We start from the raw sequence: 19,457 nt of genomic DNA, 5'->3' as shown, positions 1-19,457 counted from the left end.
CGCCGCCCTGCGCGCCGGTGGCGGCGTCACGCACGGATGGAAGGCGATGAAGAGCATCGCCGAGAACGAGTAGGCCCACGCACAAGGCCCGCACCGGAGCTATTGCCCTTCGGGTACGGGTACTTTCCATCGGAGCCGGGGGGGGGGGGGGGGGGGGGGCGCGCGGGGCCCCCCCGCCCAGGCGGCCCGGCACCCCGACGACGGGGGGACCCCGCCGCCCCCCCGCCCCCCGGGGGGGGGGGGGGGGTTTCCCCCCCCCCCCCCCCCCCCCCCGGCCACGGCATCTCAGCGCCGGATCGAGAGCTGCTCAGCTCTACATCCCGGACCGCCCGAGACCCCGCTCTCGATGCGCCCACGTGCGCCTGATCGGTGGACAGGCCGCGGTACCGTTCCCGCATCTCCGGACCGGCCGCGGGACCTGCCGCGAATACGAATCGTGAATCCGCGACCGACCCCCCCGACTCCGGGTCGATGACGACGGGTTCGACCTCTTGCCCGGTCTCGGAATCCACCAGAATCATCGCGCGTTCCTCGGGAGCGAGTTGCGCATTGCGCCAGGCCGCCAGTGCGACGAGAACCGGGCGCAGCGACCGTCCGAAATCGGTCAGCACGTATTCGTAGCGCACCGGACGCTCCTGATACGCCCGCTTTTCGAGAATGCCCCGGTCGACGAGGGTTTTCAGTCGCGTCGTGAGCATGCTGGAAGACAGGCCGATGTTTTCCAGATACTGGTCGAAGCGGGTGTAGCCGTCGAAGCAGTCGTGCAGGATCAGGATCGTCCACCACTCCCCGACGTAGGACACCGCCGTCGACAGCGGGCATTCCCGGTCTTCGATTCGGATACGTGCGGGCATCGACACCTCCTCGGCAGTCCGGAGCGCGAAGTCGTCACCGGTCACTGCTAATCTAGCATCCATGGTTACTTTCAAAATAGAATCCACTCGCGAGGCCGGGCCGGATACGACGACGAGGAAACGAGCCGTGGTCACCGGCGGCACCCGAGGAGCCGGGGCCGCGATCGCGGAGCGACTCCGCGCCGCCGGTACCGACGTCACAGTCATCGCCCGCCGCCCTACCGAGACGGCACACCCGGACCTCGACCTGGTCACGGCCGACCTGACCGATCCCGTCGCGGCACGCGAAATCGCCGAAACGGTGCTCACCGGCCGAACCCCGGACCTCGTGGTACACGTCGCCGGCGGCTCCAGCGCACCGGCGGGCGGGTTCGCCGCACTCGACGACGAGGAATGGGCACGCGAGTTGAACCTCAACCTCCTGGCCGCCGTCCGCCTGGACCGCGCGCTCGTTCCCGCGATGATCGAGGCCGGCGGCGGCGCGATCGTGCATATCTCGTCGATCCAGGCACGGATGCCCCTGTGGGACGGCACCCTCGCCTATGCGGCCGCGAAGGCCGCGCTACGCGCGTACAGCAAGGGGCTGGCCAATCAGCTCGCACCGCACGGGATCCGCGTGAACACCGTCTCTCCGGGCGGCATCCAGACCGAAGCCGCCGACGCACTCGTCCGGCGCCTCGCCGTCCGCTTCGACGGGGACACCGACGCCGCACGCAATTCCCTTCTCGACGGGCTCGGCGGCGTCCCGCTCGGCCGATTCGCCACACCGGACGAAATCGCCGATACCGTCGCTTTTCTCGTCTCCGAGCAGGGATCCGGCATTCTCGGCGCCGACATCGTGGTCGATGGCGGCACCATCCGAACGATCTGATCCGCGACCACCGCCACGAGCCATACCCCATCACGAAAGGAAATACGATGAGCGAGAACTTCGACCGGTACGACAGCGATCGACTACCGAAGGTGGTCGTCACCTACCTCGACGCCCACGACGACCATCGCACAGCCGATGCGGCCGCACTTTTCACTCCCGGCGCCACCGTGCTCGACGACGGCAAGACCTACGAAGGCAGCGCCGAGATCACCGAGTGGCTCCGGAACTCGGCCACCGAGTACAGCTACACCAGCACACGGATCGGGCAGCACAGCGCCGACGACCGGTATCCGGTCGTACTCATTCGCCTGGACGGGAATTTCCCCGGCGGCACTGCCACCGTGCACTACCGTTTCGAACTCGACGGCGACCGGATCCGGCGCCTCGCCATCGAGGCGTGATATCTCACCCGGCGCGCTGCTGACCCCCGGCAACGGAGGCGAGGAATTCGTCGGCCAGCCGGAAGAATTCGGCCGGCTGATCGTAGGTGACGATATGCCCCGCATCGGGAATCGTGACGAACCGGCCGCCTGGTGCCGCTGCCGCGGCGGCGGCGAGTTCCGAGTGCCCCACGAGTGGATCGTTCTCGCCGCGGATCCAGAGGCTGGGCACCGCGAGCCGGTCGAGTTCGGTGAGATAGTCCAAACGCATCCGCCGAGGACCATAGGCGTCGGCCATCCAGTCATCCAGTGCCGGTTCGCCGTACCGCGCCTTGGCCCGCGCTTCGGCTCGGACCAGATCCAGGATGGTGTCGAAGTCGCGGGTATCGGCGCCGGCGGTCAGGCCGGCAATCATCGACCGCCGGACCGCTTCGGGGCTGCGGGCCAGGTACTTGCTGGTGAGTTTCAGAACGCCCGGTGTTCGCATCACCGCCCAGGTGAAGAACTGGGCCCGGCGTTTCGCACCTATTCCGCCGGGCCCGATCGCGATCAGCGCCGAGACCCGGCCCGGATTGCGCAGCGCGTAGCCTATTCCGATTCCGCCGCCGAGGGACAACCCGATGACGGCGGTGGGTGGCAATTCGAGACGGTCGAAGAGATCGTCGAGGAAACGATCGAAGAATTCCCGGTCCAGGCGGCCCGGCCACGGCCTGCTGGCCCCGTGCCGTGGGAGATCGATGGCGTGCACCTGGTATTTCGCGGCCATCCGGTGCGCGATATCGCGCCAGACCCCTTCGGCGGTATCCATCATTCCGCCGTGCAGCAACAGCACGGGCGGGCCCTCGTCACCCGATCGGTAGTGCCGGATGGGTCCACCGCCGATCGTCAAGTCGGTGCAGCGTTCGAACGCGGAGGTCATACCGGCTCCTCGAGTTGGGTGAGTTGATCCGACAGCTGTTCCAGCAGCGCTATCTGGGCCTGCCGGGCGGCGGGAGCGTCCACCGGCCCGGGACCGCGCAGACCGGCGCCCACCAGATGGGCGAAGAGGGCGACCGTGTCCGCGAGTGTCTCCGCCGTCCCGGTGCCGAGGGTCCCGGGCGCGTTGACCAGGCCGATGGTGAAAACGCTCAGCATGCGGGTGATGTCCTCGCTCGCAATGTCGCTCGCGATCACCCCCGCCTGCTGCAGTTTTTCGATGTAGTCGACGAGCCAGTCCATCCGGACCGAATAGCGCCGGTCGCCGACCGCACGGACGTGGTCACCGAGGACCGAATCATCACCCAGGTACAGCGCTCGCATCAGCGGCTCCGACAGCAGCGCTTCCACGCCGAACCGGTACACGGCGGGCAGGTCCACCAGGTGATCGGCGTCCATCACTCGCCGGTGCACCTGCGCGGTCATCCGGCGCATGCTGCGGTTGAGTACCGCGGCCAGGATTTCCTGCTTGCCGTCGAATTCGCGGTAGACCGCGCCCTTGCCGATGCCGGCTCGTTCGGCGATCTGCGCGACCGTGGCGGCGGGCCAACCGGATTCGACGATCAGTTCGGCCGCCGCGGCCAGAATCCTGCCTCGGCGGTCGGGCACGAGCGGGCGTGGCATCCGGGTTCACCCTTCGTAGTGACCAGTTACTCAATTTTGGTCACTACAATACCGCAACTCCACTTCAGCCCGACACATCGGGAACCGCGGTGAAGAGTTCGTAACTGTGACCAGCGGGGTCGCGGACGTAAACCCCTCGGCCACCGGACAATCGATTGATCCGGCGATCCCAGCCGTTCTCCGGTCCCGATCCGTAGTCGACGGCGGGCCGTTGCGCGAGCCGGCCCAGAACCGCGTCGAAGGTGGCATCGTCCACCAGAAACGCGTAGTGCCCCGGTTCGACCTGCCCGCGGTCGCCGAAGTCGAAGGTCAGGTCGTCGTTCACCCGCACCGGAACGAACGGCCCGGCCGGTGGAGATACCGACAGCCCCATCAGTTCGGCGAAAAACGACGCCGACGCCCGCTTGTCGACCGCAGGAACGATCGTGTGGTTCAGCACGATGGCCATACCAACCCCTTCCGAGGTCCAGTTGTATGCGTTTCACATGTAAATATAGATGCGTAACGCATACAATGTCGAGCGTGTATGACACCCCCGACCCCACCCCGGCCGACGGCGGACCGGCCCTGTTCCGCCTGGTCCGCTTCTGGTCTCGCCGCTGGAGCGGCCGAGTTTTCGACGAACACGCCACCCCGCCCGCCGATACCGGCCGGATCCAGCACATCCAGGTCCTCGAAGCCGTCGCCGCGGCCCTGCGCATCCGCGAGGAGGCCACGGTCACCGATATCGCGACCCAGCTCGGGATCGACCATTCCGGCGCCAGCCGCATGGTCCGCGACGCCACAACGGCCGGCCACCTCACCCGCGCCACCTCACCGCAGGACCGCCGTCGCGTCATCCTCGAACCCACAGAATCCGGCGAACACCTCCTGGCCACGGCGCACGCCTGGCAACGCGATTGCTTCGACCGCCTCACCGCCACTTGGCCCGCCGACGACCGGCATCGTTTCGCCACCTACCTCCAACGCCTCGCCGACGAAACGGCCACCTAGCCCCAATCGCCCGGAACCGAGCGCGCCGGACTGCCGTTCCGGCGCCTCGTCGCCGCCGCTTCGCGAATATTTTGAACGATGGTACAAATAGTACGTACGTTCAACTAGATCGGAGTCGGAGATGGACACACAACCGGCGCCCATTCCCGGGCGGCGACAGTGGGCGGGCCTCGCGGTGCTGATGTTGCCGACCATGCTGCTGGGTCTCGATGTCACCGCGCTCTACCTCGTTGTTCCGAGCTTGACCGCAGATCTCCACCCGACCGCGACAGAGACGTTGTGGATCATGGACGCCTACGGATTCCTCATCGCCGGCTTCCTGATCACGATGGGAACCCTGGGCGACCGGATCGGGCGCCGGCGCCTGCTGATGATCGGCACGGCGGCATTCGGCGCCGCCTCGGTCTTCGCCGCGTTCGCACCGAGCGCCCTGTGGCTGATCGCCGCGCGGGCGCTACTCGGCGTGGCCGGGGCGACGCTGATGCCGTCCACCCTCTCCCTGATCAGCAATATGTTCGCCGACGCCCGGCAGCGGGCCGCGGCGATCGGTCTGTGGGCCACGATGTTCGCGCTGGGTATGGCGGCGGGACCGATCGTGGGCGGTCTCCTGGTCGACCATTTCTGGTGGGGTGCAGTCTTCTTGATCGCAGTGCCGGTCAGCGTGGCGACACTGGTGGCGGCGCCGGCACTGCTGCCGGAATATCGGAGCGATACTTCCGGGCTCGATCTGTGGAGCGTCGCACTCTCCCTGGCAGCGATACTCCCGGCCGTCTTTTCGATCAAGCACGCCGCCGCGCACGGTATCGACGCCCAGGCGCTGGCCGCCGCCGCGCTGGGGACGGCCGCGGCTGTTGCCTTCATCCGCCGTCAACTGCGCCTCCGGGAGCCGCTGCTGGACATCAGGCTCTTCACCGACCGGACGTTCTCCGCTGCCCTGGCCGTTCTGCTGATCGGCCTTGCCGGTTTCGGAGGGGTGATGTATCTGGTCACGCAGTATCTGCAGTTCGTCGACGGACTCTCGCCATTGGCGGCCGGACTGTGGATGGGCCCGCCGGCCCTGGCAATGCTGATCGGCGGGGTCGGCGCCCCGGCGCTCGCCGGTCGCGTATCGCCCGGCATCGTCATGACGGGCACCCTGGCGCTGTCGTTGATCGGCTACGCTCTGCTCGCCCTTGCCGGTACGGACAGTACGGCCGCGGTTGTCTCCGGCTTCGCGTTCGTCTATCTCGGGTTGGGGGTCATCGCCGCGCTCGGCACCGATATCGTCGTGAGCGCGGCACCCTCGGAAAAGTCCGGTTCGGCCGCGGCGCTGTCGGAGACGGTGCAGGAACTGGGGATCGCGGCCGGAGTCGCGCTGCTGGGGAGCCTCACCACAGCTGTCTACCGGACCGTGGCGGAGGCCCCGGCCGGCGCGGCGCCGGCGGTGGCCGAGTCCTACAACGACGGCCTCCCCGGAGCAGTATCGGTAGCGGAACAGCTACCGGCACAAGCGCTTCGGCACGCCCAGGAGGCATTCACGGGCGGGCTCGAGATCGCCGCGCTCGCCGCGGGTCTCGCCGTCGCCGGCGCATCCGTCGTCTGCTTCCGCATGCTGCGCCATCTCCGCCCGATCGGCACCACCGACCAGCAAACGGAACCGATAACCTCGACCCACGGCAGCGGCGACGACCGGTGAGAGGAACACGATGACCGAACCCGACACGGTGGACGGCCGCAAACTACGCGGCCGCCGCCGCCGAGCTCAGATCATCGAGGCAACACTCACGATCGTGCACCGCGACGGCGCCGCGGGCGTCACGCACCGAACCGTCGCCAAGGAAGCCGGCATCACCACCAGCCTGACCCTCTACTACTTCGCCACCCTGGACGAACTTCTGGTCGCCGCGCTGACCAGCGTCACAGAGGCTTATACGCAGCGCATCCGCCAACTCGTCGACACTGCCGAGGACCCGGTGGACGGGCTCGCCCGGCTCATCGCCGAATCCGCGGGCCCGGGCCGTGAGCGCGCGCTCGCCGAACGGGAACTCTCCACCCTGGCGGCTCGCCGGCCCGCACTGCGCCCCGCGGCGCGCAGCTGGCGCGACAGCGTCGCGGAACTTGCCCGGACCCAATCCGACGACCCGGACGTCATCGAGGCTTTCGTCGCACTCACCGACGGATTGTGTGCGGCGATCCTTCTCGGCGACCGGAGCGTCGACCCGGAACACATCCGCGCACTCCTTCGTGCGGCACTGCTGCGGCCTGTTCGGTAGCAGTTGTGCGGTAGCGCGTACGCGACCATGAAACGGTCCCTTTCACCACCGACTTCGCGCGCCGGCCACCGTGTAATCGAGGCATGACTTCAGCGTTGACCGACCGAGACCCGTTCGGGCGCAGTACCGTAACGCGACGGAAAGGCATCCTCTGGTTCCTGCTGCTCGCCTTCGCGGGGGCATGGATCCCCTGGGGACTGGCCGGAGCGGCCGGGTACTCCCTCGACGATCCGGTCGTCCAACTGATGACCGGCGCATTCGTCGCGCCCGCCTTCGCCGCGTTCATCACCCGCCGGTGGGTCACCCGCGAAGGTTTCGCCGATTCCGGTCTGCGGCCGCGGTGCGGCACGCAGTGGCGGTGGTATCTGATCGCGGCCCTGCTACCGATCGCCGTTCTCGCCGCCGCGCTCGCGCTTTCGGCACTGCTGGGTGTATGGCGTCCCGAGTTACGCGACTTCGGTTCCGGTACCGCGCTGTTCCTGGTGCTCGCGCCTCTGATCCCGGTGGTGGCGGCCCCGATCTTCTTCGGCGAGGAATTCGGCTGGACCACCTACCTTCGCGACCGGCTTCTGCCCGGCCGCCCCGTGGCCACCACCTTCGCCACCGGTCTGATCTGGGGTGTGTGGCATTGGCCGCTGCCGTGGGTGGGTTATCTGGGTGCGGGCGGTTCGGCCGCCGACGCGTTCGTCGCCATGCTGATGTGGCTGCCGCTGTCGATCGAATTGGAGTTCGTGATCGGCTGGTTGTGGGCACGTAGTGGTTCGGTGTGGCCGCCCGCGATACTCCACGGCGGCAGCAATCTCGTGATCGCGGCAGGTCTCGAACTGTTCGTCGGCAACGCCGGCCCCTCGGGGGCCACCACTACTCTGCTGATGTGCGCAGCGTATTTGCCCGTGGTCGCGTGGATCGTCGTGACGACGCGGCTCGGCAGTCCACGGAACGCGCCGGCGGCAGGGGCCGGACGGTGACGGCAGTGGGTTCCGCGCTGCGGACCGGCCCGCGCTTCCTGATCTCCCGATGGCCGTGGCGTGCGCTGCTCTCCGTGGTGTGCGGCGGTGTCCTGTCGGCGCTGACCGTGCTCGGTTTCGTACCGGTGGTACTGCTCGGCCTGACCCGCTCGCTGCGCACCGCCCTGTGGGAGCCGATGCTGCGGATGCAGTGCACGCGGCTGCGTCTGATCGATCCCGATACCGCCATCCGCGCCGATGCCCGGGTGCGGGAGGCGAGCGCCGCCCACCGTGTGCCCACACTCCGGCACGTCACCTATATCGTCGCCACCGCTGTGTTCGGTGGCACCGTGTTCTGCCTGGTAGCCCTGGGATTCTCCGTCGCCGCCGTGCTGCTCGCCGCGCCGCTGATCGTCCGCGACGACTACTTCGACCTCGGCCCCTGGGTGATCGACGAGAGCACGCAGGCCTGGACCGCCGCCGGCGCCGGCGTGCTCGCCACGATCCTGCTGCTGGTACTCACCGGCGTCTGGTCGGCACTCGAGGCACTGCTGGCGCGGAGCCTGCTCACCCCCGAAACCGACCGTTGGCGGCACGAAGCCGTGCGCATCGAGAGCTCCCGCTCTGCCCTGCTGGAAGCGGAGGGTTTCGAACGTGAACTCCTCGAATCCGAACTGCACGATCGAGTCCAGCACCGGCTCGTCGCCTTGTCGATGACACTGGGGCTCACCGAATCGCAGGATGCGAACGGCCCCGCCGGCCGCCTCGCCGCCGAAGCGCACCGGCAGGTCGACGAAACCTTGAGCGAGCTGCGGGCGGTCCTGCGCGGTTTCTCACCTCGGGTGCTGTCCGAACGCGGACTCGAACCGGCCTTGACCGACCTCGCTGCCGATCTCCCGCTGGATATCCATCTCGACCTCGACTCCGGTAACCGGCTGCCACCGGCGGTCGAGCATATGTCCTATGTACTCGCTGCCGAATGCCTCACCAATGTCGCCCGGCATACCGCGGCGACCCGCGTCGATGTGCGCGGCAGCCGCAGCGGTTCACGGTGGATACTGAACGTCACCGACGACGGTCCGGGCGGTGCGCGCATCGTCGACGGTCACGGCCTCGACCGGCTGCAACGCCGCCTCGCGGCCCTGGACGGACAGCTGACGGTGACCAGCCCGCCCGGCGGCCCGACAACCATCCGGATGGAGTGCTCAGTGTGACAACCCCACCCGCCCGACTGCGAATCGTGCTGGCCGAGGACAGCCCCCTGTTGCGGGCCGGGCTGGAGAGCGTACTCACCTCGGCCGGACACGAGTTGAGCGCGGCCGTCGGCGACGCGCCGGGACTGGTTCACGCCTGTGCGGCCTACACGCCGGATCTGGTGATCACCGATGTGCGGATGCCGCCGAACGGCACCGACGACGGACTCCGCGCCGCGGCCGAACTACGACGCGGCGATCCGCGCCTGCCGATAGTCGTGCTGTCACAGTACGTTTCGGTCGCCTATCTGGACGACCTTCTCGGCGACGATTCGACTGCCGGTGTGGGTTACCTGTTGAAGGAACGCGTCGGCCATGTCCGGCAATTTCTCGACACCGTGGCCCGGGTCGCCGCGGGTGAAACGATCGTCGATCCCGAAGTCGTCCGGGCCCTCGTCAAATCCGGCCGGCACCGCACAACGCTGGCCGACCTGACCGCCCGAGAACGGGAAGTGCTCGCGCTGGTCGCGGAGGGTCGCACGAATTCCGGGATCGCGGAGATCCTGACCGTTTCGGAAGCCGCCGTACGCAAACACATCGGCGCCATCTTCGCGAAGCTCCCTCTCCATGACGGCGACCGCCGAGTCCAAGCGACCCTCATCTATCTGCGTTCACTCGGCCAGCCCCCGACCCACTGACAGCGCCGCCCGCCACCGAGGCTCGGGCGGCAGTGAGCAGCGAAATACCATTGAGCAGGACTGCTCGCGCTGGCAGGCTCCACGCCGTGTACTCCGAACCGGTCGAACTCGTGCCACTCACCGAGGACAATCTCGGCTTCCTGCTCGACGCGGCGGTCCGCGATGCGGACCCGCTGGAGGTGATGCCGCCGGTGGCTGACGAGCCGGGTTGGACGCACCAGCGCAAGCAGGCATTTCTCGAATTCCATCGCGGCAGGGCACTGCGCGCCGGCGAGCCGACGGAGTACACATATCTGATCTCGGTCGACGGGTTGATCGTCGGAGCCGCCCGGTTGGAGCCGAACCACGAGGGTCTGGAGGCAGGCATCTGGATCGGCCGATCGCATCGCGGGCGCCGGGTAGGCGCGGCGGTCGCCGAACGGCTGCGTGAACTCGCCTCCGGGATAGGCGCGCAGCGTCTCATCGCCGTGACCACCGTCGACAACGCGGCAGCGCGCAAACTACTCGGTGGCGCCACCACGACGGTCGACGGAGACGCCGTCACCGCATCCCTCGACCTCGGCTGAGAGTCCGAACCACAGCCGCCATATAGGACAGCACATATATGTGCGCTAACATCTAGAAATGTCCCTGCGGCACGCAATCCTCGGACTCCTTTCCATCAAGCCGATGAGCGGCTACGAGCTGAAAAAGGTGATCGACGCAAGCGTTGCGCACTTCTGGACATCGGATCAGTCGCAGGTGTATCGCACTCTCGCCGATCTGGTCGACAGCGGACTGGCCTCCCGCCGCACAGTCGTGCAGGAGGAGCGGCCGAATATGCACGTCCACAGCGTCACCGACCTCGGCTCGGCCGAACTCGACTCCTGGCTCGCCTCACCGCTGCGCACCCCGCCGACGCGGGATCCGTTCCTGGTGCGGTTGTTCTTCGCCGACAGGTTGCCGCCCGAGCGGATCCGTGAACTCCTCTCTGCCCGGCGACAGGAACTGAGCGAGAATCTGGCAACGCTGGAAGCGATTTCGGTCCCCGGCGAACCGGCCGATATCGGTCAGGCACTCCGACTCACCACGCTCGATTACGGAATAACCATGGCCAAGGCCGAAATCGCCTGGCTCGACGCCGCGCAGCAACGACTGGATCGGATCACCCCATGAGCACGCCCCTGCCCACCCAACTCGATCGGATCGCGGCGCGTTACGCCACCAAATCGGCAGTATCGGATTTCAGCGCCGCCATCGAGCAGCCGTCCACCGGATTCACCTGGGGCTACGGCAACACCGACCAGCCGTATTTCATCGCCAGCATCACCAAGCTCTACACCGCCGCGATGATCATGCAGCTCCGCGACGAGGGAGCACTCACCCTCGACACCCGCGCAGCGGACATCCTCGGCCTGGACACGATGCGCGGGCTCGTCGTGCACAACAGCCACGATCACGGCCCGGCGATCACGGTCCGCGAACTACTGACCCAAACTTCCGGCATTCCGGATTACTACGAACAGAAAAGACCCGACGGCACCACGATGGCAGAGGAGATGCTCCGCGTCGATATCGCGCGCACCTTCGAGGACTACCTCGAGACAGCCAGGAACATGCCGAGCCGGTTCGCCCCGTCGACGCCGGGCCGGGCACAGTACTGCGATACCAACTACCAACTACTCGGGCGGATCATCGAGGTCGCCACCTCCGGCGGTTTCGAGGTCGCACTGCGCCGCCGCATCCTCGAACCGCTTCATTTACAACACACCTGGCTGTTCACCCCGCATACCCTCGACCGCTACGACGAGGTCGCCACAATCCGGCACGGCCACATCCCGCTGCACATCCCGAAGACGATCGCCTCGTTCCCACCCGACGGCGCGGTGGTCTCGACGGTCACCGACCAAGTACGTTTCCTGCGCGCCTTCATCGCCGGCGACCTGTTCCCCTCCCGATACATCACAGAGATGACCGCCCGGTGGCATTCGGTGTTCTCTCCCTTCGTCCCCATCCACTACGGAATCGGAATGATGCGCTACCAGCAGCCCCGCTGGCAGAACCCCTTCACACCGGCCCCGCCCATGATCGGCCACTCCGGCGCCTTCGGCACCGTCCTGTACCACGTCCCCGACCGCGACATCTATCTCGCGGCCACGGTCAATCAGATGCACTCGGTCAGCCTTTCCCACATCCTCTTACTGCGACTTGTCTCCCGTTTCCCCTGAGAACCGGGACGGCGCCCACAAGGAGAATCGGGCAAATACACGAAATATGCTGCGGAGCAACCAAATACATCTCGTGATGACCACATTTGCGCGCATACTGGAGGAAATGAGCAGTCGTCCGAGGAGGCGGGGATGGACGAGAGCCAGGACTGGGCACGACGGATTCTCGGGTCGCACGGCCCCACTCTGCGGGAGCTGATACCGCAGGTGGTCAAGGAAGTCCACGCTGCTTCCGTCGAGTCACAGAAATCCTCGCAGCAGAAGGCCACCAGGGCATACGGACTCTTCTCCTCCGGCGTCCTGGAACGGTTCGAATGCTTCGGCAAGCTCGCCGGCGCAACATTGATCAGTCCCGGCGGCGCCAACTACTGGGTGCCGGTCGTCAACCGAATCGCCATCTTTCCGTGGAGATTCGCCCGGAATCCCGGCAAGCGCATGGAAGACACCCCGTTCAGTACCTCCGTCGCCCGCACCGAGCTCCCCGAGTTGCACCGGCAACCGATGCAGGGAACTCTCGACTTCGACCTCACTACGCAGCCATCCGCCTCGATCAGCAATGATTCCGAGCTGACCGACAGGGTCGAGGGCGTCACCAACCACCCGGACGCGGCCTCCCATGGACTCGTTCTCGTCGCCATCAACAGCTCCGTGGAGGAGCTGCACTCGGTGGAGTGGGGCCTGGCAGTGTCGACCGTCGATCGCCGACTCGAATGGCGTGATTTCCACGAGGTCCTGTTGACCGCCCACCACCCAAGACCTGTCTCCACGTCACCGAATCGGACCTTCACCAGCGGTGAGATTCCCCGGAGACTGTCCCGCGACGGAGACGATGCGGTAGACACGCAGGGTGACCGATGACCCCCATCGCAGTCGGCCCACGCCGAACCTCCGGGTTGCCGCTACCGGACCCTCGGTCGGAACCACCACCGGAACCTGGTTCGAACCTGCCCGCCTCACCCGCGCCAGAGTTCTCGCCGAACTCGATACAGCCGCATTGGCCGAGCGCGTCGGCCTCAGCACCATCGCTATTCGAGGGTTCGAGTCGGGCGCCGCCCGTCCGGGCGAGGCCATAGCGAAACTGGCGTCGATACTTCGGGTTCCCGCCAACTATTTCTGCAACGGCCGTCCGCTCGCCCGAATCGACAGGGCGGATATCCATTTCTCCTGCCTGCGGGCCACATCCGTCACCGACCGAGTCAAAGCAGCCGCCCACGCCGAGCACTTGTGGGAGCTGGTGTATGAACTGGATCGCCGCATCAAGCTGCCTGCGCCGGACCTTCCGGCCGTCGATGCCCGTGCCACGCCTGCCGAAGCAGCCCGAGAGCTCCGCGAACATTGGGGTCTACCGCGGGGGCCGGTAGCGCATCTGGGGGCGACCATGGAGTCGCACGGCATCGTCCTCTGCGAGGTGCCACCTGCCGACAGCACATTGCGGCGTGTGGGTACCTACTCCACCTGGGGCACAGGACGTCCGCTCGTCGTCATTCCTCCGATCGCGACGTCGTCCGTCTACGACATCCGCTTCTCCTACGCCCTCGAACTCGCGCACCTTCTACTGCACCCGAACCCGGTACCGGGCGACCATAGTCAAGAACATGACGCGCGCCGCTTCGCCCTGGAGTTCCTCCTCCCACAGGCCCAAATCGCACCGCTGCTGACAGGCCTTCGGCAGCCCGCACTGATCCACTTGGTGGAGCAATGGGGTGTCCCGCTGTCGTCCTTGCTCAACCGTATGGACGAGGCCGACCCGGACGGATCTGCCCGCCGACGCCGGCTCTCGACGACCGAACCCCCGGAAAAACTGTTCCACTATCCCGGCGAAACCCCCGGACTACTCCGGGAAGCATTTGCCCTCCTCGGCCCGAATGGGCACGGCGAACTCGCCGATAAACTGCATTGGGCACCGGATTACGTGCTCCAGATGCTCGGCGAAGCCGACTCCAGGCCCCAACTCACCCTCGTACCGTGATGGACACTCGAGCGAGGCGACCGGCCGGCCCGATAAGCGCGTCGTGGCGTGACCGCACCGGTTCGCAACACATATGCGCCACCACTACCATGGCACCGGCTCCTACGACCGGCCGGTTCGAACACAGGCGGTGTGCCCCGGCCGATCCCGGCGACCAACCGGTCGCAGGGCCGACCCTGCACGAACGTCGAGTGGAGACTCGTTTATGAAGAAGGCCTGCGTGATCGCGGCAATGTCCTTGACAGTCATGGGTTTCTCGGGGGCAGGCGCCGCCGCGCTCCCTTCCGGCAGCGCCGATCTGCCCGGGCTCCCGGGCGCTCAGCAGCCCGGCCCGCCCCCGCCGCCGGACGGCAAGAAGGTGGGCGATCCGTGCACCCCCGGTGGCGGCGTGCCGGGGCACTACGAGTGGGTGCACCTCGACGAGAGTTCCGCCGCGCACTACGGCACCGAATGGATGTTCGTCTGTCAGGCGGACTGATGTCGTGACCGCGGCGGTGCGCGACCTGCCGCACCGCCGCCCCACAACCGGGCCGGACTGCAGCTCAGGCTGTTTCGAGTACGGTCTCGACCGGTGTCGCACCGGTGGTGAGATCCAGCACCGGGCAGTGGGCATCGACAGCGGCCTGTAATTCCGCATAACGCTCCGCAGTCTCGGGCCCGGAGATCCGCACCCGGACCCGCACCGCCTGAAACCCAGCGCGAACCCGGTCGTCGAGCCCGAAGAATCCGCGGATATCCAGATCGCCTTCGGCTTCGATCGACAGATCGTCGACCACGATCCCCAACCGCTGCGCCCAGAACCGATAGGTGACGACCTGGCAGGAAATCAACGCGCCGAGATACACCTCCACAGGGTTGGGTGCGGTGCCCTCACCACCGAGCGCCGACGGTTCGTCCACCCGCAACTCGTGAGCACCCGCTGTGATGGCGCTACCCACCGTGCCCTGCGGAATCCCCGACGCGCGGAACACCACCGCGGCATTCGCCGGGTCCTTCGCCACTGCATCGGCGGTGGCGGCGGTGATGTCGTTGAGCGAGGAAGTTCCGGCGGTCATGGCCGTGACATTAAGTTCCGGCGCGCATCGAGACCATAATTGTGCTCGCGCTGAGGCGAATCCGCCCGCCCAGACCACCGAGCGCCGATCGCCACGCCTCAGACGAGCCAGGATCGTTGTTCCGGGTAGTCGTCGAAATCGTCGGGCCAATCCGAAGGGCCGACCGTGCCGGACTCACGACGCGGACGTTGGGGCGGAGGCTCCGGCGCGGGCGGTTCCGCGTTCCAGTTCCAGATGAACCGGTCCGACGACTTTATTTCGGCAACCTCCGGCGGAAGTGGGCGAGCCCAGATTTCTATCTCGGACCACTGGCACTCACCGCGCTGTACGCGCATCCAGTAGTCGGTGAGTTCGGGTGAAGCGCCCGGTCGCATGGCGAGCACCCGCATGAATTCGTCCGTGACCTCGGTCGGCTCGTCGAGGAAGGCCTGCATATCGAAGTTGTCCATGCGGATACGCGCGGTGCGGAGATTGTCGACGGCGCCGAGCAGGTTGCGAAATGCAGCCTCGACAGTAGGATCGGCGTCCCGGTTGCGGTCGGAGGACCACTGGGGCTTCATCCGTTCGCCCAAGGCTGCTGGCCGGTGCCCACATCCCAGGCTTCACCCGGACGGTTGGTGGTCTGCGACAGGTCGGCCGCCAGTCTGGCATCGTTCATGATGTCGGCCGCCTTGACGCCCTTGGCGAACGGCTCCACCAGCTGTTCGAATTTCTGATTGGCTTGGTTGCGCATGAACTGGGCAGGATCGCTGAGGACGTCCAGGAACTTCTGGACGGCGTCGACCAGCTTCCTGATCTCGCCCACCAGGTTGACAGCCTTCTCGATAATATCCTTGATCTTGATTGCGAGTTCGGCGACCTGGGCACCCCAGCCGACGACCGGGATCTTCTTGAACGCGAACTTGAAGGCATCCGTTACGCCGTCGATGGTGACCTGGCTTTCGAGCATTTCCCACAGCCAGGTGAGTACTTTGCGAACGGCGTTGCGGATCTCGTCCGAAACCGCTCCCAGGCCTTCGGAAATGATACGGCCGGTGGGGCCTTCCCATTTCATCGCAGCGACCTGACGGGCCGCCCAGTCGCTGAATGCCAGCGCCGCCTGCCCGTCCCAGTGCGCATCGACGCGTTTGGCACCCGACTCCAGGTTCTTCCCACACGCCTCCAGTGCTTGACCCGCAATCTTGTACGCTTCGCCGATCCGTCGGATCTCGGTCCAGTTCCCCGGGACGGGCTTCAAGGCCTCACCGAGCGGATCGAACTCCTTGCCGGCGGCCTTGGTCAGCCGTTTCACCGTGTCGTTGACTGCGCCGAGGGGCGGCGCGACATCCCCGATGAGGCCGATCAACTCCTCTTTGTTCGCCGCGGGCGGATCGAGCTGCACCTTCTCCGGCTTCGGGTAAGCCGCTGCGCCCTCGAACGCGTTGGTCGCACCCGCCACTTCCTGGTCCGCGAGCACCGGAACTTGCTGGCCGGGAACGACCAGATTGACCTTCTGACGGTTCAGAGCTTCGTAGGTCCGGTTGTCCTGGTCGACGTACAGCCAGGCGGCATCACGCAACGACAGCGCACTGTCGGCGTTTGTTGTTCCGATCCCGAGCATGCGCATGCGCGTTTTTTCCGAGAACGATCGCAGCGGGTCCAGCAAGCTGTCGATGATCTCCGCGTTCACCCATTCCGCAGGAGGCCCCTCTCGATGGATGAAGTCCGCGGCAAGCCATGCGTCCTTGCCGATTTCCTCCATCAGGTTGCCCATCCCGGCGATTTCGCCGGCATTCGCCCGGAACACCTCTGCCAACTGACTACACCCTCACCCTCAGTTGTTCTTTCGTATCGATCGGATAATGTCGTCGACTGTGCTCGCGCCGAGTGCGTTCTCCAGATCCGTATGGCGGCGAATCACGAAAACTGCAACTTCCGCGGTAGCAGGTGCGGATACGGCGACAACAGTGAATTCCGACCGTGCCGGGTCACAACCGGCGGCTTGTGGAAGATCGGAAACCGACGCCGTGTAACGAACGGCAGTCCGGCCGTCGAGAGCCACTTCGGCGGGTGGGCTGATATCTACGTGCGGTTCCCGGGCGCCAGTGTTCGAGAACAACCGTGGCGTCATTTCGATCTCTTCGCGTGCCGCTGTATGCACGTCGGTTCCGTTTCTGCCCCTGACCCCGACGAAGGCCAGAGACGAAGTGTCCGTCTCCGGGCAATAGTGCGCACCGTAATCGCTGACAGCTCCGTAGGTCGCGATCGTTCCTCGGCCGGAGGCATCGGAAAAGCCCACCACCGTTTCGTTGCTCGGTCGCCAGCCGTCGCCGGACGGCACCGTATAGGTGAGGCCGTACTGCGTAGGCACAGATTGTGGTTCACCCTCCGGGACCGGAATCATCACCGGTCGTTCGAGACGCGGATGGCCTGGAGGAGGCGGCGGATCGGTCGGCCCGACCCACTGCGGCGGATTCCACGCGGTGGCATTGTCACCAGTCGATCCCTCGTTGTGGGCCGGCGGATTCCCGACCCGGGCGACGAACACCATGATGGCGGCCGCGACCGCGACCGCGACGACCAGGCGGAGAATCTGGACGCGCCCGCTCTTCGCGGGACCGCGGCGTGTGAAGTCACGCAGAAATGCAGCGGTACGAGCAGCTAGGTCCCGACTACTCATAGGACGCCTTCGACTCGAACACAAGAGACGAGCGATTCGTCCGCTACCGCCTCGGCCCATGGGCGATCGGATGTGTGGTTCGATCCCAATGCGCCCCCTGGCCCCGCGTGCTTTGTCCGACTCGGACGATAGCACCCGTGCGACCGGTCGGCATCGTTCAGACGCGGACTCCTGTACTACACTCCGTGGGACTCGCTGGTGGGGATCGCCGTCCATCGTCGTCGATTCGACCGGCCGGACTGTGGAGACGATAGGTTCGTGATTGCGTATCGGTGCTCGTCCAGGGAAAACCTTCGGCGAGGTCGCGTTTCCGCTCGGGTCGTTTCGCCGGCCGTCCGGATAGTCGCAGCCGGGTTTGCCGCTGCGGTCGGCGTGGCGGTGGCAGGGTGCTCGTCCGCCGAACCGGCGGATCCCACACTCGATACGCCGTCGGAATCGGTAACCACCACTGAATCGCAGCAACCGGAAAGTCCACCTGCCGGGGTCGAGGGAATAAGTGTCCCTGTACCCCCGGCTCCTGATAACGCGGTCCCCGGTGAGGTCGCGTTCGATCCGTGCTTCGAAGTCGATGACGCATTGATCGAGCAGGTGAAATTCGATCCGGCAAGCCGTGAACGGCAGGCAGCAGAAATCACCGGAAGCATGCTGCTGACCGAAATAGGGTGCAGCTTCCGCCGGTATTCGATCGTCGACAGTGAAAAGTTTCCCGTCATGGCGCTCAACGTCACGACCAGCACCAAGACAGTCGCCGAACTCGGCGGCGAAGAAGGCCACGAGGTCATTGATTCGGCGCCGATCAATGGCCGGCCCGCGGTTGTATACCGGACGGGCTCGACGACCTTACCGGCATGCGATGCCGCTGTAGAAGCGCCCGACGGAACATTCGCTGTCACCCTGACGGCCGTACCGGGACAGACCGCAGTTCCGGACCCGTGCAGTGAGATCCGGGCCACCATCACCACGCTGGCCACTGCCCTGCCCGAGTGAGATGGGCGGTAGGTTGCCTAGGCTCTGTCAACCGCCTTGAACCGGCCGTGGAATGTCCGATCCTCGGTTGTCGGAAGCAACGATTCCGACCAACTCCTCGAGACTGTCGATCCGCCAATCGCACAGCTCTGCTACTTCAGGATTGTCCCGATGGATCCATCCCCAAGGACCGCGCTTCACAAATACGGTCCGCAATCCACTCACCTTGGCCGGCGCCAGGTCATTGTCGACCCGATCACCGACGTACACGATCTCGTCGGCCCTAACGCCCGCCGCCTCGATCACGCGCTCGAAGAACTCGGGATCCGGCTTCTGCACACGCCACTCATCGGAGGTGGCGATGAAATCCACCGGCAGATCCAGCGCCCGCAGAATCTGCCCCGCGCGTGCGGGCTGATTCCCGGCAATACCGACCAGGGCGCCCAACTCACGCAGTCCGGACAACGCCGGCCGCACATCCGGGTACAGATCTGATTCGCCGAACCACTCCCCCACTCCGGCATCGATCCGCTTCTGACGTTCACGAGGTAGCTCGAAGCCCGGCTTGAACACTTGGAAGGTCTCCCGGTAATCCAGGCCGCGAGCGATCACCGACCCGAGCACCGCCACAAAGGTATGTCGGGGCACTCCGAGCCAATCAGCCCAGGCCCGGGGCTGCTGCACGGATAGGTGACATCGATCTGGTTCGCCGACAGGCGAACCTGGAAGGATGTCATCGTGCCCAAGCCCTATCCCCAGGAGTTCCGCGACGATGTGGTCCGGGTCGCCCGTAACCGTGAGGACGGAGTGA

At 66.2% G+C, this 19,457-nt stretch carries 24 protein-coding genes; 15 read left to right on the top strand and 9 right to left on the bottom strand.

The features are described from left to right. Positions 1-26 precede the first annotated feature (26 nt). Positions 27-854 carry a winged helix-turn-helix transcriptional regulator gene (locus QH195_RS01790; RefSeq protein WP_280434096.1) on the bottom strand — a complete coding sequence of 276 codons (828 nt, stop codon included), beginning with the start codon at positions 852-854 and terminating at the stop codon, positions 27-29. Between the two features lie 61 nt (positions 855-915). Between QH195_RS01790 and QH195_RS01785 the strand changes: the two genes are divergently transcribed. Both QH195_RS01785 and QH195_RS01780 read left to right on the top strand, forming a co-directional pair. Next, the gene (locus tag QH195_RS01785) at positions 916-1,725 is read left to right on the top strand and encodes an SDR family oxidoreductase (RefSeq protein WP_280434095.1); all 810 of its coding nucleotides are present in this window, start codon (positions 916-918) and stop codon (positions 1,723-1,725) included. A gap of 47 nt (positions 1,726-1,772) precedes the next feature. Continuing rightward, positions 1,773-2,129, top strand: coding sequence for a nuclear transport factor 2 family protein (locus QH195_RS01780; RefSeq protein WP_280434094.1), 357 nt, complete (start codon positions 1,773-1,775; stop codon positions 2,127-2,129). 4 nt (positions 2,130-2,133) lie between these two features. Here the strand turns inward: QH195_RS01780 and QH195_RS01775 are convergent, their stop codons facing one another. The 3 genes from QH195_RS01775 to QH195_RS01765 all read right to left on the bottom strand — a co-directional run bounded on the left by QH195_RS01775 (position 2,134) and on the right by QH195_RS01765 (position 4,155). Next, entirely contained in the window at positions 2,134-3,027 is an 894-nt protein-coding gene (locus QH195_RS01775; protein WP_280434093.1) for an alpha/beta fold hydrolase, read from the bottom strand. Next, complete coding sequence (locus QH195_RS01770; RefSeq protein WP_280434092.1) at positions 3,024-3,707, bottom strand: TetR/AcrR family transcriptional regulator; 684 nt, start codon at positions 3,705-3,707, stop codon at positions 3,024-3,026. The genes QH195_RS01775 and QH195_RS01770 overlap by 4 nt, the downstream gene beginning before the upstream one ends. Positions 3,708-3,771: 64 nt before the next feature. Next, positions 3,772-4,155 carry a VOC family protein gene (locus tag QH195_RS01765; protein WP_280434091.1) on the bottom strand — a complete coding sequence of 128 codons (384 nt, stop codon included), beginning with the start codon at positions 4,153-4,155 and terminating at the stop codon, positions 3,772-3,774. A 65-nt stretch (positions 4,156-4,220) separates the two neighbouring features. Here QH195_RS01765 and QH195_RS01760 point away from each other — a divergent pair, with 65 nt between their 5' ends. The 12 genes from QH195_RS01760 to QH195_RS01705 all read left to right on the top strand — a co-directional run bounded on the left by QH195_RS01760 (position 4,221) and on the right by QH195_RS01705 (position 14,444). Further along, a complete protein-coding gene (locus QH195_RS01760) occupies positions 4,221-4,700 on the top strand; it encodes a MarR family winged helix-turn-helix transcriptional regulator (protein WP_432278268.1) in 480 nt (159 codons plus the stop codon). A gap of 121 nt (positions 4,701-4,821) precedes the next feature. After that, positions 4,822-6,375 carry an MFS transporter gene (locus tag QH195_RS01755; protein WP_280434089.1) on the top strand — a complete coding sequence of 518 codons (1,554 nt, stop codon included), beginning with the start codon at positions 4,822-4,824 and terminating at the stop codon, positions 6,373-6,375. Positions 6,376-6,385: 10 nt separating this feature from the next. After that, on the top strand, positions 6,386-6,952 hold the full coding sequence (locus QH195_RS01750; RefSeq protein ID WP_280434088.1) for a TetR/AcrR family transcriptional regulator: 567 nt from the start codon (positions 6,386-6,388) through the stop codon (positions 6,950-6,952). Between the two features lie 83 nt (positions 6,953-7,035). Next, positions 7,036-7,920 (top strand): CPBP family intramembrane glutamic endopeptidase, encoded by an 885-nt coding sequence (locus tag QH195_RS01745; protein ID WP_280434087.1) that lies wholly within the window; start codon positions 7,036-7,038, stop codon positions 7,918-7,920. Continuing rightward, positions 7,917-9,113 (top strand): sensor histidine kinase, encoded by a 1,197-nt coding sequence (locus QH195_RS01740; protein WP_280434086.1) that lies wholly within the window; start codon positions 7,917-7,919, stop codon positions 9,111-9,113. The genes QH195_RS01745 and QH195_RS01740 overlap by 4 nt, the downstream gene beginning before the upstream one ends. Continuing rightward, on the top strand, positions 9,110-9,790 hold the full coding sequence (locus QH195_RS01735) for a response regulator transcription factor (RefSeq protein ID WP_280434085.1): 681 nt from the start codon (positions 9,110-9,112) through the stop codon (positions 9,788-9,790). Before QH195_RS01740 ends, QH195_RS01735 begins: the two co-directional genes overlap by 4 nt. 86 nt (positions 9,791-9,876) lie before the next feature. Beyond that, positions 9,877-10,356 (top strand): GNAT family N-acetyltransferase, encoded by a 480-nt coding sequence (locus QH195_RS01730; protein ID WP_280434084.1) that lies wholly within the window; start codon positions 9,877-9,879, stop codon positions 10,354-10,356. Positions 10,357-10,414: 58 nt separating this feature from the next. Then, the gene (locus QH195_RS01725) at positions 10,415-10,945 is read left to right on the top strand and encodes a PadR family transcriptional regulator (RefSeq protein ID WP_280434083.1); all 531 of its coding nucleotides are present in this window, start codon (positions 10,415-10,417) and stop codon (positions 10,943-10,945) included. Continuing rightward, a complete protein-coding gene (locus QH195_RS01720) occupies positions 10,942-11,997 on the top strand; it encodes a serine hydrolase domain-containing protein (protein ID WP_280434082.1) in 1,056 nt (351 codons plus the stop codon). The genes QH195_RS01725 and QH195_RS01720 overlap by 4 nt, the downstream gene beginning before the upstream one ends. Before the next feature lie 132 nt (positions 11,998-12,129). Then, positions 12,130-12,855, top strand: coding sequence for a hypothetical protein (locus QH195_RS01715; RefSeq protein WP_280434081.1), 726 nt, complete (start codon positions 12,130-12,132; stop codon positions 12,853-12,855). Beyond that, positions 12,845-13,966 (top strand): XRE family transcriptional regulator, encoded by a 1,122-nt coding sequence (locus QH195_RS01710; RefSeq protein ID WP_280434080.1) that lies wholly within the window; start codon positions 12,845-12,847, stop codon positions 13,964-13,966. Before QH195_RS01715 ends, QH195_RS01710 begins: the two co-directional genes overlap by 11 nt. 205 nt (positions 13,967-14,171) lie before the next feature. Further along, positions 14,172-14,444: a hypothetical protein gene (locus QH195_RS01705; RefSeq protein ID WP_280424860.1), complete on the top strand. Its 273-nt coding sequence runs from the start codon at positions 14,172-14,174 to the stop codon at positions 14,442-14,444. Between the two features lie 64 nt (positions 14,445-14,508). Here QH195_RS01705 and QH195_RS01700 read toward each other — a convergent pair whose 3' ends face one another. From QH195_RS01700 to QH195_RS01685, 4 genes are all read right to left on the bottom strand, one after another. Next, complete coding sequence (locus tag QH195_RS01700; RefSeq protein ID WP_280434079.1) at positions 14,509-15,021, bottom strand: OsmC family protein; 513 nt, start codon at positions 15,019-15,021, stop codon at positions 14,509-14,511. A 98-nt stretch (positions 15,022-15,119) separates the two neighbouring features. Continuing rightward, on the bottom strand, positions 15,120-15,581 hold the full coding sequence (locus tag QH195_RS01695; protein ID WP_280434078.1) for a hypothetical protein: 462 nt from the start codon (positions 15,579-15,581) through the stop codon (positions 15,120-15,122). After that, complete coding sequence (locus tag QH195_RS01690) at positions 15,578-16,816, bottom strand: hypothetical protein (RefSeq protein WP_280434077.1); 1,239 nt, start codon at positions 16,814-16,816, stop codon at positions 15,578-15,580. Before QH195_RS01690 ends, QH195_RS01695 begins: the two co-directional genes overlap by 4 nt. 18 nt (positions 16,817-16,834) lie before the next feature. Continuing rightward, positions 16,835-17,299 carry a hypothetical protein gene (locus QH195_RS01685; protein WP_280434076.1) on the bottom strand — a complete coding sequence of 155 codons (465 nt, stop codon included), beginning with the start codon at positions 17,297-17,299 and terminating at the stop codon, positions 16,835-16,837. A gap of 579 nt (positions 17,300-17,878) precedes the next feature. Between QH195_RS01685 and QH195_RS01680 the strand changes: the two genes are divergently transcribed. After that, positions 17,879-18,667, top strand: coding sequence for a DUF3558 domain-containing protein (locus QH195_RS01680; RefSeq protein ID WP_348536802.1), 789 nt, complete (start codon positions 17,879-17,881; stop codon positions 18,665-18,667). 27 nt (positions 18,668-18,694) lie between these two features. On the opposite strand, the gene QH195_RS01675 is transcribed toward QH195_RS01680, so the two are convergent. Then, positions 18,695-19,270 carry an HAD family hydrolase gene (locus tag QH195_RS01675; RefSeq protein WP_280434074.1) on the bottom strand — a complete coding sequence of 192 codons (576 nt, stop codon included), beginning with the start codon at positions 19,268-19,270 and terminating at the stop codon, positions 18,695-18,697. Between the last annotated feature and the right edge of the window lie 187 nt (positions 19,271-19,457).

It is taken from the genome of Nocardia carnea (assembly GCF_029868855.1).
Lineage (GTDB): Bacteria > Actinomycetota > Actinomycetes > Mycobacteriales > Mycobacteriaceae > Nocardia > Nocardia carnea_A.
This window is presented reverse-complemented; position numbering and strand designations above follow the sequence as displayed.

What these genes read in the sequence shown, in the direction of transcription:
- QH195_RS01790 (WP_280434096.1), bottom strand. Translation starts at nt 854, where the DNA reads ATGCCCGCACGTATCCGAATCGAAGACCGGGAATGCCCGCTGTCGACG.
- QH195_RS01785 (WP_280434095.1), top strand. Translation starts at nt 916, where the DNA reads ATGGTTACTTTCAAAATAGAATCCACTCGCGAGGCCGGGCCGGATACG.
- QH195_RS01780 (WP_280434094.1), top strand. Translation starts at nt 1,773, where the DNA reads ATGAGCGAGAACTTCGACCGGTACGACAGCGATCGACTACCGAAGGTG.
- QH195_RS01775 (WP_280434093.1), bottom strand. Translation starts at nt 3,027, where the DNA reads ATGACCTCCGCGTTCGAACGCTGCACCGACTTGACGATCGGCGGTGGA.
- QH195_RS01770 (WP_280434092.1), bottom strand. Translation starts at nt 3,707, where the DNA reads ATGCCACGCCCGCTCGTGCCCGACCGCCGAGGCAGGATTCTGGCCGCG.
- QH195_RS01765 (WP_280434091.1), bottom strand. Translation starts at nt 4,155, where the DNA reads ATGGCCATCGTGCTGAACCACACGATCGTTCCTGCGGTCGACAAGCGG.
- QH195_RS01760 (WP_432278268.1), top strand. Translation starts at nt 4,221, where the DNA reads ATGTCGAGCGTGTATGACACCCCCGACCCCACCCCGGCCGACGGCGGA.
- QH195_RS01755 (WP_280434089.1), top strand. Translation starts at nt 4,822, where the DNA reads ATGGACACACAACCGGCGCCCATTCCCGGGCGGCGACAGTGGGCGGGC.
- QH195_RS01750 (WP_280434088.1), top strand. Translation starts at nt 6,386, where the DNA reads ATGACCGAACCCGACACGGTGGACGGCCGCAAACTACGCGGCCGCCGC.
- QH195_RS01745 (WP_280434087.1), top strand. Translation starts at nt 7,036, where the DNA reads ATGACTTCAGCGTTGACCGACCGAGACCCGTTCGGGCGCAGTACCGTA.
- QH195_RS01725 (WP_280434083.1), top strand. Translation starts at nt 10,415, where the DNA reads ATGTCCCTGCGGCACGCAATCCTCGGACTCCTTTCCATCAAGCCGATG.
- QH195_RS01720 (WP_280434082.1), top strand. Translation starts at nt 10,942, where the DNA reads ATGAGCACGCCCCTGCCCACCCAACTCGATCGGATCGCGGCGCGTTAC.
- QH195_RS01715 (WP_280434081.1), top strand. Translation starts at nt 12,130, where the DNA reads ATGGACGAGAGCCAGGACTGGGCACGACGGATTCTCGGGTCGCACGGC.
- QH195_RS01705 (WP_280424860.1), top strand. Translation starts at nt 14,172, where the DNA reads ATGAAGAAGGCCTGCGTGATCGCGGCAATGTCCTTGACAGTCATGGGT.
- QH195_RS01700 (WP_280434079.1), bottom strand. Translation starts at nt 15,021, where the DNA reads ATGACCGCCGGAACTTCCTCGCTCAACGACATCACCGCCGCCACCGCC.
- QH195_RS01695 (WP_280434078.1), bottom strand. Translation starts at nt 15,581, where the DNA reads ATGAAGCCCCAGTGGTCCTCCGACCGCAACCGGGACGCCGATCCTACT.